We start from the raw sequence: 13,685 nt of genomic DNA on the forward strand, positions 1-13,685 counted from the left end.
CGTGAGGTGGCTGGGGCCGGCGGCCTGTCGCACCCCACCGCGGAGCCAAGCCGAAGTCGTCGCTAGATCAGCCGGTCAGCGCCGAAGCGTCTGTGCACCGCAGCGCGGGTAACGCCGACGACGTCGGCGATGACGCTCCACGATGCACCGGCGCTGACTGCTTCCTGGACCGCCGACCGCAGGCGCCGTGCGGCGTCGCCTGCTGCCGCCAGGGCATCTCGCAGACTCCGTGGAATGGTCCGGCCGGTTCGATCTCGCACATGGCCGGCGGTGAGCTCGTAGCGCACGCGCCCTCCGCCTCTCACCGAGACCCTTCCGTCCGGCGTGACTGCACCGCCGGGGGCGAGACGCTCGGTTGCTGCACTCGACGTGGAGGCAGACCCCGCCGTCGTGGCTCAGGAGGACGACACCGTTGGTGACCAGGGAGGCGTCATGCCGAGTGACGGTGGCGAACTCGGGAGTGCGGGTGGTGCGGGACAGTCCTCGCCACCGGTCAGCGTTGACGAGCCAGCGTGCAGCGCGCTGCTGGCGCTGAGAGCCGTGCTCATCGTCCGATGCCATGAGCCCACGGGAGGCGCTGCCAGACCTCCCCCATGAGGAGGTTACGAACGCCGTGCACGGCGTTCGCGGCGCTGGACGTGGGTGTGTGTGTGGGTCGGGTCTGCGGACCACAGCCTCCCCATGACCTCCCCACTGGAGCCGGGATGGAGAGGCTGGCTAGGCAAAGAAGAACCCCCGCTGACCGGTCTTCTCGCTGGTCAGCGGGGGTTATCTCAAACACATCCTCTGGTGCGCCCGGAGGGACTCGAACCCCCAACCTTCTGATCCGTAGTCAGATGCTGGGTGTGTTCGGCCCCGCGTCCAGGGACTGTGCGGGGTGAGTCGAACGCGTCCACCAGGACCTCCGTCGGCCATGTGTAGGTTCTAACCCACAACAGTCCTCCTCGACCGAGCGCCTCGTCAACACTCCACCGATGGTCCGTCGCGAGTCCCGCTACGCCACGAGCCTCCCGCCGGAGTAACGCGCTCGCGCCCGAGGCCGGCCGGGGTGCGCATGCTCGGGCCAGCCCCGCCGGGCGCGTTCCGATACTGCCGACAAGAACGGCAGCAGCACTCGAACCCCATCGAGGCGAAGGTGGTGGGTCCCCTCCCGGTAGCCAGTGCATCGCGCCGGAGCTGGAGGAGCTCCCTCGATGGGACGATGGACGTCGCCGCTCGCTCGGGTGGCTCCGGAGAGGGTTCGGGAGGCCAACCGCCCATGAGGACCACTTCGCCGTAGGCGACAACGCAAAGTGATCAGTGGATGGCTCGTTCTGCGGTGCTGGCAGGCTATGGCCGGCGGCAGGACTCCATGCCGTTGCGGGCAGGCCGACCTCGGTTCGAACTGCTCATGGGTTACGCGCACACCGTGCCGACCCGCGGGGCCCGGCATGCCTGACCTCAAGCGGCGTCGTGTCACTGGTGCCCGGCACACTGCTCCATCCGAGCGCATGCTCCTCGCCCCGTTGCGGGATCGGGTTGCGCCCGCATAGTGTCCAAGTACGGTCCAACTTCGGACTGAAGGAGCGGGATGAGCAGCGACGTGAAGGCTTTGGGTGGGCTGCCGGCCGCGGATCAGACGCAGTTGCCAGCGCCGCCGCTGGAGCTTGCGGTCGCAGAGGTTCGGTTCGTCGGCGCCGCGGCAACAGCGCTGGAGCCAGCAGTTGGCCTGCGCCTGCGTGAGGTGATGAACGAGGCCGGTCTGAGCGTGACCGGGATGGAGCGCGCTCAGCAGAACGTGGTGTCGTTCGACATCAACGCCACGGGCGAGGCTCAACAGCGGGTGGAGAACCACCAGGTGGGTTGGCAGTACGCGGACGCTGAGCGTTCCGCGAGCGTGACTATCCTGGGCGCGTCCATCGCGGTACAGGCTGCACGCTATGAACGGTGGAGCGTGACTATGGCTCCGCTGATCGAAGCGGCGCTCGCGGCGGTGGACGAGGTGATGTCGCCGCAGGTGACGGATCGGGTCGGGTTGCGCTACATCGACCGGTTCGTCGACCCGTCGGCTCAGTCTCCTGGGGCCTGGGTGGGCAGGATCCACCATGACCTGATCGGGCCGGTGTCGCATCCCGTGTTCGGTGATCGCCTGACTGCCGCTCAGCAGCAACTTGAGCTTCGTCTTGAGCCAGAGTGTGGCGCCCTGATCCGTCATGGGGCGTTCCAAGACGCGCAGGCCGGCGGACGCTTCAGCTACCTGCTGGACATCGACACGTTCGATGAGCGAAAGGTGGCTTTCGACCCTCGGGACATCGTTGATCGCGCTCAGGCACTGAACCGGACGGCCCTGTCACTGTTCCAGGCGTCGCTGACTGACGAGTACCTTCGGGAACTCAAGACCAGGGAAGGGGGGCTGGGTGCATGACGTCGACTGCTGTGCGGACTGGTTCCATCCTCGGTGACTTCAGCTTTCTTGACGCGGTCGCCGACGATCAGGAGCGCACCGCGATGTCTGCGCGAGTCGCAGATCCTGGACTTCGAGATGCCCTACGCCGGTTCGACTGCGCGGAACTGAGCACCCGTCAGCCGCTGCCGTCGTTGACGATGCTGGCCGGTCAACACCGGTCGATCGTGTGGAGCGGTGCCCTGGCGGAGATGTCTCGGGGGGCTCAGTGGCAGTTCGTTCTGGACGTGAACCTGTCGCAGCAGTTCGACCTGACCGTCGTGCTGCCCGGGTTCACGGGGAACGCCCTCAGTGCCGAAGTGTCTTCCGTTGAGCCTGTTTCATCGGGCCAGGAGAGCGTTGTGTCCGCCGTAGCGCGCCTTGGGCGCGTGCTGGGCATGCCGCAGCGTCGGGTTCTGGATGCCGCGGGCATCCGCAAGAGCACGTTCTTCCACTGGAAGCGGAACCCCGCCACGCAGCCTCGGGTTGATTCTCTCGCCCGACTGTGGGAACTGTCTGACTGCGTCAGCGAGCTGCAAGAGATCATCGGTGATGGCCTGGCGTCGTGGTTCGCCGCCAGGCCGGCGGCTCGCCGTGAGCTCGCGCACGGGGACTTCGACTCCCTTCTTGCGCGGGCATCGCGCGAGCGCTACCCCTATCCCGAACGCCCGGCCTCTTTGGAGTCGACGGGCACCGCGTTCGCGGCTGCCATCGGGCCTGAGGATGACGCGCCGCTGTTCGGTTCAGCTCCCGCGTTCGAGCGCGGCGCAGCTCCAGCGCGGCATGGCTCGGCGATTCAGGTCGCTCGTCGTGTCCCGCGCGAGCGATGACCGCGGCTGCAGGGGGCCAGCGGCCGGTCGTGGGGCTGGACGCCGCCTACGACCGGGATGCCCTTGCATCGATGAAGGGACAGCTTGCCGAATGGCGTCAGGGTGACCTGATCGACTCCGTACCGTACTTCTGGGCTTCGCCTGGTGGCGCGGACCCGCTGACCGAGCTCTTCACCACCTCGATCGCGCAGCGGTCGGGTGTGGCGATGTGGGACGAGCGTGCTGCTGGCGAGGCTGTCTCGACCGACATCGGCCGTGGTTGGGCGATCGTCGCATCCCAGACATGCGATGTCGGCGCGACGGGTCCTGGACTACGTCACCTCACGGTGCAGGTACATCCCGTGGTGGAGGCCCCGTCCATGAGCAAGGAGGCGTTGGCGGACGCGTACGGCCATCGGAAGGTCGACCTGTTCCCGGTCTCCGGGCTGTCCGGCGGACCTTGGTTCGCAGACCTGCGGGTGTCGTTTCCCGTCAGCAAGTCGTTGCTGGCTCTCGCCACCCCGGTGCGGGGGTTCGTGACTGTCGAGGAGTCCCACCGATTCGCGCAGCACCTCGCGGCGAAGGTACGACGACCCGCGCTGCACGATGCGGTCTCCGATCAGCTCGTCCCCGCGCTTGAGACGTTCTTCAAGCGGCAGCGTGAGTCGGACTGGATCGCCGACATCGAGCAGGTCCGGCTGACCGTCGTGGAAGGCGAACCGTTGTGGCCGTCGCGAGTAGAACTGCTCGTGGTGCTGCGGGGTGAGCTGCAGCCTTCGGGCAAGCGTGCGATCAGAGACCTTCGCACGCAGCTCGGCAAGCCGTTCAAGCGGGCGACTATCGACGCTACGCGGGCCCCGCACGGCTGTGTCCTTGGTCCCGTACGGTTCCAGCGGCTCGAGAAGCTGAGCGTGGAGGAGTACCGGAACTCGACGCCGCTGCGGATCTCAGACTTTCGCTCGTTCTCCTGAGCAGCCCTCGATCGCCGGCGCAGCAAGTTTCGTCATCGTGAGCGACTGCTGACACGGTCTCGCCAGGCGCTGGCACAGGCGTGCGATCGCGTGGCGGGGCGCCTTCACCGGCTCGGGAATGGTGCGATCTCGCCGGACTGCTGCTTGGTCTCCTCGACTCCACCGATTGACTGCCGAGCCGCCGCTCGGACCAGCTCACCTGGCTCACCGAGTACGGGGACGGTCGCCCTGCGCGCACTCGGAGCAGGCCTCCTCCGCGATGGGGTTGGGCGTGCGGCACCAGGCGCAGCTCCAGTAGCTGGCGGCGGGCTCGGCCGCGTGATCCTCGTCGAGGCGCACAGTCAAGTCCTCATCGACGCGCAGCTTCGCCCTGATCACGCCGTCCGGATCCAGGTCATCATCGACGCTGGTCGCGATCTGAGCTCCCCACCGACGACTGCTCTCCGCGTTGCTCGCGGCCGCGGTGAGCAGCTCGCCGCCGAGGCGGTGGTCGGCAAGGACGGCCACCGCGTACGCGATGGCCGCGCTTCGCATGGAGAGGTGCGGAAGGTCCCGCGCGAACAGCTCGGTCGGGTTCCAGCGGACCGGGCGTGCATTCGCCAGCAGGTTCGCGGCGGACGCTGCCATCCAGTTGGAGCCGCTGACGAGGCACTCAGCGAGCACCTCCTGATCCGGCGCGGACAGCTCGCGCGTGCTGCTCTCCTGTTTGCGCGCGTGCTCGATGGCGGGCGTCGTCAGCACCTGCCAATCGCTCGAGCTGGACAGCGAGATCTCTGTCGTGACGCGGTTCGTCGCCAGCACGTGCCGGGCTTGGGCGCCGATCGCGTCAGCGTCCAGGCCACGCGCGCGCGCAAGCACCGCAAGCCACTGCCCCCGCAGCGCGTCGAACTCCGCGCGGAACGCGTCGCGGAAGTCTGCGTAGGTGACGGTGGCGTATCCGACGGCCTCAAGCAGGTCGCCGGCATCGGTCAGCGACCACGCGTCGAGCGGGCCGTTCGCGCGCACCGGATCACCGAGCGCGGCGAGATGCGCGACCAGGGTGACGTCATGGCGATGGTCGAGGTCGAGCCCGTTCGGCCAGGAGCCCGCCAGCCGGGCCCAGCGTTCGTGCTGCCACTCCGCGGCCCGGGCGTCGACGGCCTCCACGTGTTGCTGGACGACCGCGAGGCTTCGCTGCGCTTCCTCGCCGCCGCGAGGCGCTTCCTTGGCCGCGTCGAACACCCACCGGGCGGAGCCCGGGCGCCGGTCCTCCAGCTGACGCAGATGCGGGGCCACGGCCATCGCGACCTCCGCAATCCCGACCTGTCGTGCGGGCGGGACGACGAAAACGTGCCGACGAGAGGTCCGGTCGGTCGCGGGTGCCTGCGGCACCGGGATCTCCATCACGCGCTCGACGGCGCGCAGCACCTGCTCGCTCACGGGCTGCACGTCGCGCGTGGCGTCCGCGAGGCCGGCGATCGCAGTCAGGATTACCGTCTCGTCCTCGGCGAGGCCCGCAACACGGACGAGCTCGTCACGTCGGGCACGCGCTTCGCCGTCCCAGGGCAGCTGGCACACACGAATGAGCAGTCCAGTTGTGGTCTCGAAGCGCGACGTGCGTCCGCGCAAGAAGCCCAGGATGGACGTCTGGTCTCGCGAGCTGCGTCGGGGCGGGACAACCTGGTCGGCGACGTGTCGCTCCAGGTTCGTCAGCATCCGCAGCCGCTGCGCATCGGTCAGGTCGATGGCCGCGTCGCTGGTCAGGGCCAGCACCATCGCGGTCGCGGCCGGCGACCCTGTCGAGCCCAGATCGAGCAGGGCGTCCAGAACGGGTGGGTGGAGGTCGGCAGACAGACCGATCGCGTCGTCGGTGTCCGTGTACTGGATCACTTCGGCCAGCCAGTCGCGGAGCTCGCGCGGGGCGCCGGCGGTCCACATCGCCAGCGCGATGTCGACGAAGACCCGACTGCGGCTGCCGAGGAGGCCATCGCCGTCGACCACGAAGACGGCGACGCGCTCGTCCCAGAACCGGAGCACGTGCGTTGCCAGCTCCGTTGCGGGTGCAACGGGGAACGACCAGCGCGGCCCAGACAGCAGGCGGCCCAGAGCATCGAGCGCAGCCTGCCTGGTCGGTGCGGTGGGCGTGTCCAGCAGCCGCCCGAGCTCGATGAAGCCGTCGAGGAGCATCGCCTGGGTGACTTCGGGCGCCCAGGGACGGGCCTCGTCCGCTGACTCCCGCTCGCTTTCCCACCGCTCGACGGAGCGTGTCACCGCCTGGTGCAGCACACGTGCACGGCGGGTGGGCAAGGCGTGCTCGGGGGTGTCAGCGCAGATCAACGTGACCAGGTTCGCGAGCAACGGCACCTCCATGAGGTCGCGGTGCTCCTCGCGGGATCGCGCGATCCACTTCCGCCGCGACCGCATCCACGCGTCACGCTCGCCCTGTGCTGCTCGAAGATCCGCGCAGGCCTCGAGGATGGCGTCGGTGGTGTCCCGCAACCCGCTGGGCTCACGCAGCTCGACGCGGGGCAGGTCGAGTCGGCCGGCCGCCAGTTCCGCGCTCGGGCGGGTCGAGATCACCAGCCCGGTGCGGGCGTGCACCGAGGCCGCTACAGACCGCAGCTGCTGAGCGACCCAAGGGGCGCGGGCTCCGCACTCATCGAGCCCGTCGCAGATCAGGATCGCGTCGCCTCGATCAACCTGCTCGCGCAGGTAGGTGCGTAGCGCCGGACGATGCTCCTCGCCGACGAACTCGTGCACGCATACCTCGAGGAGGTCGTCCACATCCAAGCCGCGGGGGAAGTGGCCCAGCGCCTTGAGCAGGGGGATGACGATCGGCACCGGCGCGTCCGGGTTCTCCACGCACGCGGCGGCGAGCTCACGCACTGCGATCGACTTGCCCGCGCCGGGCGGCCCGACGAGCAGCAACCGACGCCAGCGTCGCACTCGGGAGAGAAGTGTGCCGTTCACCGAGTCCCGATCACCGCGAACGCCCACACGGATCTGGTCCAGAAGGTCATCGACGTGTACCGGCGGCAGGTCGTCGGCGAGCAGGGTCAGGTCGATCATGCCGCGGTGGCGAGTCAGTCTCGCTCCGTATGCCTCGACTGCGAGGCGCCGAGCGGCTGCTTGCCGCCCCGGGACACCACCGGGATCGGGCGCCACCCGGAGTCCGCCTGCCGCGAGGGCCGCCTCCCAGTCCTCGATCGTCGAACCGTCGCCGTCGCCGGCCTGCCGAGTGAACTCATGCCCGAGCGCGCTCACCACGCTGTTGCCTTGGTCTCCCTCGACGATGTTCGAGGCCACCTCGGCCAAGTAGGAGGTCCCGAGATCGCTGTTGGTGACGTGCGGCACGTGCAGCAGCCGAGCGCTGCCGAGCACCTGCTCCCTCAGACCGTCGGGGACGTGCTTGATCACAGCGGCGATCGCCGCTGTGTCCTTGGGTCGCTCGGCCTGATCGACCTCGCCGCGCCGGCGCTTCAAGGCACCCTCCAGCTCCCGGACCACTCCGGTCAGCTCCTCGGCGGCGAGCACGAGGAGGTCACGCTCATCGGCCGTGGGCACCTGCGCCACCCAACCTGCCACCGTGCTCTCGAGGTGCGAGTTGTTGCCCACGCTTCGCTTGGCCGACACGTAGGCGTGACGGCCGTCAGAGAACGTCACCTTGATGTCGTCGGTCGGGTCCGCGGTCTCGAAGGCCAGCCGCACAGGGACCACGTCTGCGGGCAGGTCCAGACCCGGAACCGAACGTCCACGCAACCCGTGCACCGCAAGGTAGATCGCGACGTGGATGCGGAACAGCCCTCCGGCAGCATCCGCCCGGCCTGCCGTGCTCATCGCCTCACCGTTCCGCCCAGCGCCCGGCGCGCTTCGGGCATCCGCCACATCATGCCGCCAACGCCCCAGACCACACCGCATCCACACGCAGCGACCTGATCCGCCACGACGGCTCGGGCCGGGTCGGAATGGCGCCATCTCGAGCCGCGAGAAGCGGCGGGCTGGCGCTGGCCGGCCCGCGGTAGTAGCCGTGGGCCCTCGTCGGAAGCACCGCTGATGCGGACCACGAGCCAGTCGACGATCGCCGCTGACGGCGACGAGTCGGCGTGCGGCGCACCGACCCGCACTAATCCGCGAGGGGGATGCTGGGGTCACGGACCTGTCGGTCGCGCTCGGCGTCGCCGAGCGTCCGCGCTGGCGACGAGCAGTGCCCGTGCAGCCAATAGCCGGGCGGCCATGCCCGCGGCCGCCCGAGCGGCGCACCGGTCGCGGCAAGGGCCGGAGCGGTCGCCGAGGTCGAGGACGCAAGGTCGACCGCGCGCGAGCGGCGTCGCTCTCGGCGTGACGGAGTCGGCGCCAGGAGCCACTTCGACGAACACGGACCGGTCGCGGCGGTTGCCTGGTGAGGTCGACCGCTGCAAGGCGCACGGTGCACGGCACGACGCCCACGGCGGCGGGTTTCGCGCAGCACCAGCCGTCGGCGAGTACAGCGAACGAGGCGCTGCCCGCAGCACCGTGGCCGGGGGCGAGCACGTAGGCGACGCCGCCCGGGTTGTCGGCGACGATGCGGCTCGCCGAGCGCGTCGACCTCCGCGGCCGCTGGAGATCGGCCCTGCTTCCGCGTCTGGACCTCGATTGCTTGTCGTGTGCTCCACTGCTCGCTCGGCCGCCTCCGGGTCCGAACCGGCCACGAGTCACGCCCTGCAGCGGTTTGCGTGGTAGGTCGACACGTCCGTAGATCTGGACAACGACGTCCGGCTCCTGCTCGACGCTGATCTACTCCGGAAGAAGCCGGGATACGAAGGTGACCAGTGCCGTGATGAGCGCGATGACGGTGAGGACCACCGCGCTCTGTCGCTGCCACCAGCTCAGGGAAGGTTCGCCAGGTGCTATGTCGGGTGCTCGGATGAACTCTCCCGCGAAGGCACGTGTGAGCTGCAGCATGGCGGTCGTCTTCATCTGCTTCCACGCGGTGGCGTCCTCGGCCGCGATCTGGTGGAGCAGGTCGAGGTCGGCTTCCGGGATGGCGGCCTTCACGAAGGCGTCGCGCAGCCGGCGTCCACCCTCGACGCGCTGGGTGCGGGCGTCGAACTCCGAAGTCTCTTCGGGCCGTCGGAAGATGACGCGCGCGAGCACCACTGCCGCTGCTGTGAGCGGGGCGCGGCGATCGATGCGCCTGTACACCCGGAGCGTCAGGAGGAGCGTTGAGATCTGCACGGTGAACAAGACGACCAAGGCCGCCATCAAGACCCAGTACGTCTCGGCTCCCTCGGAGGGCTGGGTCCACAGTGTCAGGACCGTCAGCGTGGCTCCGCCGGCCGCGACGCTCGCGAGCGTGGAGGTGGTGACCTGCACCCGCCGTCTGCGGCGAGGCTCCCGCATCAACGCTGCCCCCAGCCGGGCGCGGTCGACGTCGTTCTCGACGGCGTCGACGATCTCGGTGATCGCCTCGCCGGCGCGGCGCCGTTCGCTCTGGGTCATCTGTGTCGGCGTGCGTCGCCGCCTGTCGCTCGTGATCGACGTGATGAGCCACCAGGTGTACAGCAAGGTGAGGGCGACGACGGCGAGGGCGGCACCCACCAGCGCGAATCCCATAGCGGCCGGTTCGAGCGCTTGCAGCCTGTCGGCGATCTGGTCGTCGTTCACGCCCGAATCAAACCAGGCGCCAGCACCAGTCAGCGGCCGTCGACGACGCCCCGCCGGCGCTTGTACTCGGCCGCGTGGTGAGCGATCGCTTCTCGTTCCCGAGCTGACGGCGGTTCGGGTGCTTGCGGCGGTTCCGGCCACGGCGGCGGCTTGGGTAGGTCGGGCGCGGACGGCGCGCCCCACCCCAGGAGGTACGAGTGCTCGTCGCTCCAGTCGCCATTCCGCTGCGACGACGGCAAGAACATCCGCGTCGGGGCCGACTTCCTCTGCAACTACAACGTCACGACCCTCGACGTCGCACCGGTCACCATCGGAGACCACTGCATGATCGGCCCGAACACCGTCATCTCCACCGTCGGGCACCCGCTGACCCCTCAGGGCAGGCGCGACAAGCTCGCCGTCGCCACTCCTGTCACGATCGGTGACGACGTCTGGATCGGAGCGAACTGCACGATCCTGCCGGGCGTGACGATCGGTGACCGCGTCATCGTGGCCGCCGGGGCCGTGGTCAGCCGGAAAATCCCCAACGACACGACCGTGGCAGGTGTCCCCCGCGCGCCCCATCCGGAGCGCACCGGAGCGCTGAGCGGTCCACGACGAGGGCGTTGCGACGAGCCGTAGGGCCGCTGCACCACGCCGCCGCCGTGCTGCCCGCACGAGACTCGCGTGCGCGGGCTGTTCGACGTCGTCGCCCGCCGGGACTCCGTCGTGGTGATGCAGGGCGGCAAGGTCGTCGAGCACGCACCGACCGATGACGCGTGCGACAACACGACGAAGCCGCCCGAGCTGTCCAGCTCGGGCGGCTTCGTCACAGCGCGTCTACGCCGTGAAGACGACCTTGACCTCGGCGAGGTACCCCTGGCCGTCCTCGTCGTGCTCGAGAAGTCCCATCACCGGGTAGCGGCCGTCCCCGAAGGCGGTGCGCGCGAGCACGGCGTTGAGGCTGTCCGTCGGGCGCAGGTCGAATCCGAGCGCCACGTCGCGCCGCTCGGCGGCGTCGGTGATGCCCTCAGGCACCGGGACACCGGTGATCGCGATCATCCCCGCGTCGACGGCAACGGTTCCCAAACTGACCCACTCGCTCACTGCGCACCTCTCGTCGTCACTGCGCCGCTCGTGGCGGACGCGCCGGCGGATCACGCCGGCACTCTCCCTATCGACCACGAGGCGGACGCCGGTAGCGGGTGAACGAGAACTCGAGGTGCTCAGCTCTTGAGCGGCGGAACGGGGTGGTCCGGCCACAGCCGGGTCTGCAGGACCTGCTCGAGCTGGGCGATCGTGATCGCGTCTGGCCAGCTGCGACCGGAGAGCAGGTCGTACAGCGTGGACCGTTCGAGGTTCGCCTCACGGGCCACGCCGGCCTTGGACCGGTCGGCCATCCCCTGCTCCAGGCGCCGGGCGATCTCGACGGCGTACGCGACGGCCGTGGGCGACTCGGCGTCGAACGTGCCCTCTGGCCACTCGCCGTCGGTCAGCCACTCCCGCGGAGTGCGGTAGGAGCTCGACCGGCGGGGCATGTCCTCAGGCTACAAGGGGCTTGACACGCGTGATCGATGAAGATTCGGGGCTGCGGACGCTCGTGTTCTCGGCCCGACCCCACACGACACGGGCCGAACGCTGCGGGTCAGAGCGGCGCGTTGGCGGTGCGGGCCCAGCGTGCCGGCCACCCGTCGAACCGCACCACCCACCCGATCGCGGCCATCTTCTTGAGCTGGGTCCCTGCTGCACTCTGGTGCGCTCCCAGGGCGTCCCCGACCTGCGCCGCACTCACGGGCTCGTGGCCGACCCAGGGAAGCACTTCGAGGACCTTGGGCTGCCCCGGTGTCGGAGTCGTGACCGGCAGTTGCCGGTTGCGGGCGGCACGGGACTGGCGAAGGGCGAGCCGTACCTGCTCGCCGCTCATCCGCAGCACCCGGTAGGCGTCCGGCAGAACCACGACACCGCCCTGTGGGGGTGCGTCCTGCAGCGGGTGACCCGCTTCGCAGATGAGGTCCTTGGGTACCTCCGGCACCCGTGCCACTGCCACCCCGGGTGCACCGCACCAGCAGACCCGTGCGCTCGCGCGCAGCTTGTTGCGCTCGAGCGTGCCGTCCAGCACCGGGGCCCACCGTCGGATCACACCGTTGGGCGGACCGACCCCGCAGAACGACTGGAGGGTGTGCTTCGACGCGGCCGGGTGCTCGTCGATCAGGTCCTGCGTGCTGATCGCGCCGCGTTCGAGCGCGAGGTCCACGGCTGCCTGGCGCATCCACGAGTAGAGCACGTACTTCCCCCTGCCGTTCCACTGGAACTTCGGGTCGAGGTACACCGAGCGGATGTGCTCGACGAACGCCGGTTCGCGCCACTGCGGCCCGACCCATTCCGCTTCTGGGTCACCGAGCACGAACTCGCGAACGAGCTGCGGCAGCTCGGTGAAGGGTGCGTTCGTGACGACCAGAGCAGCCAGCCGCGACAGTCCGGCCTCGGTGAGGTCGTGCACGGTCTGCTCCCTCTTCACGACCGGCGCGCCTGTCGGCCGGTCGATCTGGGCGCGGACTGCCTGGGTCCCGACACTGAGCTGGGCGATCTCCCACCTGACCGGGATCAGCAGCGCACCGCCCTTCACCGGCAACCGGACCGTGACCGAGGCGTCCAGCGCGCCGTCGGCGCGAGGGATCATCGACCACCCGTCAGTCAGCTCGTGGAACGCATCGATCTCCGCCTGGGTAACCCGGTCGGTGGTCGCGATCCGGGACAGCGCCGCATCGATCAGCTGCGTCGACGACTCGAACGCCACGTCCGCCTGCTCCTCGCTGTTCGCCTCGGCCTCGAGCGCTTCCAGCGACCGCCGCGCCGTACGCAGCCGGTCGAGCCACCGGGCCGCGTCCTGCTCGAGCGCGGCAGCGGTCTCGTCATCCGGTGCGGTCTGCGCTGAGCGACGCGCACGGTCCCATCCGACACGCGCCTGCTCGGCCTCCTTGGTCAGCAACGCCTGCTGCGTTGCCCGGTTGTCGACGAACGCTGCCTGATCCATCGCGTAGTACAGCGACAGGTCCCGCGTATGCTGCGCCGCGGCCAAGCGCGCGTGACCTCCAGCTCAAGCATTGGCGGATCGCCTCGGCTGGAACGACCGAGTACGGACCTCGGCGCAGCAGAGGAGATCGAGCACGCTGATCTGCAGACCGTGCTCGACGACGGGCCGGAGTCGTGGACCGCGTTGCAGCACTCCCCCGAGAATCCGAACGAGAGCGTGATCGGCTTCCACCCGGGCGCCACCGCAGTGACGTTCGGCCCCGCACGCCGCGAAGAACGCGGGACGAAAGGGCTGCCCGACACGCCCTACGAGTCTGCGATGCGTCACCACCTCGTGACCCGCTGACCACCGGGCCCAGCGATCACGCGTCCCCTGTCGCCGGACCACCACCGCCCGCTTCGGTCGATGTCAGTGCCCGGCGGCACGCTGGAGCATGGACACGACACCACGAAGTCAACACTCCACGGGCACCCTCGAGGTGAAGCGCGCAACGGGGCTGTGGCGGATCGCATCCGCCGGTAGCACCGAGTACTACCTCGACCTCGACGACCACCGGGTGGTCCGCGCCCGCGGGTCCGGATCCGGTCGGTTCCCGTTCGACAACCAGTGGACCAGCCTCATCGACGTCATCTGCAACGACATCGACACCGGCATCCCCGAGCCCGACGTCATCAGAATCGGTGGCCGGCCCCGGTACCGGTTCGACCCGGACCCGAGCTGGCCCGACGTGGAGTGGCGGCTGCAGCGGATCGTCACCGTCATCGAACGCATCACGGGGGCAGACGCGGCAGCGATCCGCGCCCGGTTCACCTCGGCGTCCCTTCCAGGACCACTCGCGAGCTGAGCCA

Annotated in this window: 11 protein-coding genes; 6 read left to right on the top strand and 5 right to left on the bottom strand. The window is 69.4% G+C overall.

Going from position 1 to position 13,685, the window contains the following annotated elements:
- Nucleotides 1–1,570 precede the first annotated feature (1,570 nt).
- From ACFVXN_RS11980 to ACFVXN_RS11990, 3 genes are read left to right on the top strand one after another with little or no spacing between them, the layout of a single operon-like run.
- Nucleotides 1,571–2,404: a TIGR04255 family protein gene (locus ACFVXN_RS11980; protein WP_389232257.1), complete on the top strand. Its 834-nt coding sequence runs from the start codon at nucleotides 1,571–1,573 to the stop codon at nucleotides 2,402–2,404.
- Nucleotides 2,401–3,252 (top strand): hypothetical protein, encoded by an 852-nt coding sequence (locus ACFVXN_RS11985; RefSeq protein ID WP_389232260.1) that lies wholly within the window; start codon nucleotides 2,401–2,403, stop codon nucleotides 3,250–3,252. The genes ACFVXN_RS11980 and ACFVXN_RS11985 overlap by 4 nt, the downstream gene beginning before the upstream one ends.
- Before the next feature lie 29 nt (nucleotides 3,253–3,281).
- A complete protein-coding gene (locus tag ACFVXN_RS11990; RefSeq protein ID WP_389232263.1) occupies nucleotides 3,282–4,202 on the top strand; it encodes a hypothetical protein in 921 nt (306 codons plus the stop codon).
- A 204-nt stretch (nucleotides 4,203–4,406) separates the two neighbouring features.
- Here the strand turns inward: ACFVXN_RS11990 and ACFVXN_RS11995 are convergent, their stop codons facing one another.
- Both ACFVXN_RS11995 and ACFVXN_RS12000 read right to left on the bottom strand, forming a co-directional pair.
- A complete protein-coding gene (locus tag ACFVXN_RS11995) occupies nucleotides 4,407–8,018 on the bottom strand; it encodes an NACHT domain-containing protein (RefSeq protein ID WP_389232266.1) in 3,612 nt (1,203 codons plus the stop codon).
- Between the two features lie 936 nt (nucleotides 8,019–8,954).
- Nucleotides 8,955–9,824, bottom strand: a complete 870-nt coding sequence (locus tag ACFVXN_RS12000) for a hypothetical protein (RefSeq protein WP_389232269.1) — start codon at nucleotides 9,822–9,824, stop codon at nucleotides 8,955–8,957.
- 150 nt (nucleotides 9,825–9,974) lie between these two features.
- Here ACFVXN_RS12000 and ACFVXN_RS12005 point away from each other — a divergent pair, with 150 nt between their 5' ends.
- Nucleotides 9,975–10,445 carry a sugar O-acetyltransferase gene (locus ACFVXN_RS12005; RefSeq protein WP_389232272.1) on the top strand — a complete coding sequence of 157 codons (471 nt, stop codon included), beginning with the start codon at nucleotides 9,975–9,977 and terminating at the stop codon, nucleotides 10,443–10,445.
- A gap of 198 nt (nucleotides 10,446–10,643) precedes the next feature.
- On the opposite strand, the gene ACFVXN_RS12010 is transcribed toward ACFVXN_RS12005, so the two are convergent.
- From ACFVXN_RS12010 to ACFVXN_RS12020, 3 genes are all read right to left on the bottom strand, one after another.
- Nucleotides 10,644–10,910, bottom strand: coding sequence for a hypothetical protein (locus tag ACFVXN_RS12010; protein ID WP_389232275.1), 267 nt, complete (start codon nucleotides 10,908–10,910; stop codon nucleotides 10,644–10,646).
- Between the two features lie 119 nt (nucleotides 10,911–11,029).
- On the bottom strand, nucleotides 11,030–11,341 hold the full coding sequence (locus ACFVXN_RS12015; RefSeq protein ID WP_389232277.1) for a helix-turn-helix domain-containing protein: 312 nt from the start codon (nucleotides 11,339–11,341) through the stop codon (nucleotides 11,030–11,032).
- Nucleotides 11,342–11,448: 107 nt separating this feature from the next.
- Nucleotides 11,449–12,882, bottom strand: coding sequence for a hypothetical protein (locus ACFVXN_RS12020; protein WP_389232280.1), 1,434 nt, complete (start codon nucleotides 12,880–12,882; stop codon nucleotides 11,449–11,451).
- 6 nt (nucleotides 12,883–12,888) lie between these two features.
- Between ACFVXN_RS12020 and ACFVXN_RS12025 the strand changes: the two genes are divergently transcribed.
- Complete coding sequence (locus ACFVXN_RS12025; RefSeq protein ID WP_389232283.1) at nucleotides 12,889–13,182, top strand: hypothetical protein; 294 nt, start codon at nucleotides 12,889–12,891, stop codon at nucleotides 13,180–13,182.
- Between the two features lie 88 nt (nucleotides 13,183–13,270).
- The gene (locus ACFVXN_RS12030) at nucleotides 13,271–13,681 is read left to right on the top strand and encodes a hypothetical protein (RefSeq protein WP_389232286.1); all 411 of its coding nucleotides are present in this window, start codon (nucleotides 13,271–13,273) and stop codon (nucleotides 13,679–13,681) included.
- Nucleotides 13,682–13,685 lie beyond the last annotated feature (4 nt).

The sequence above is a fragment of the Cellulomonas sp. NPDC058312 genome (assembly GCF_042880135.1).
Classification (GTDB): domain Bacteria; phylum Actinomycetota; class Actinomycetes; order Actinomycetales; family Cellulomonadaceae; genus Cellulomonas.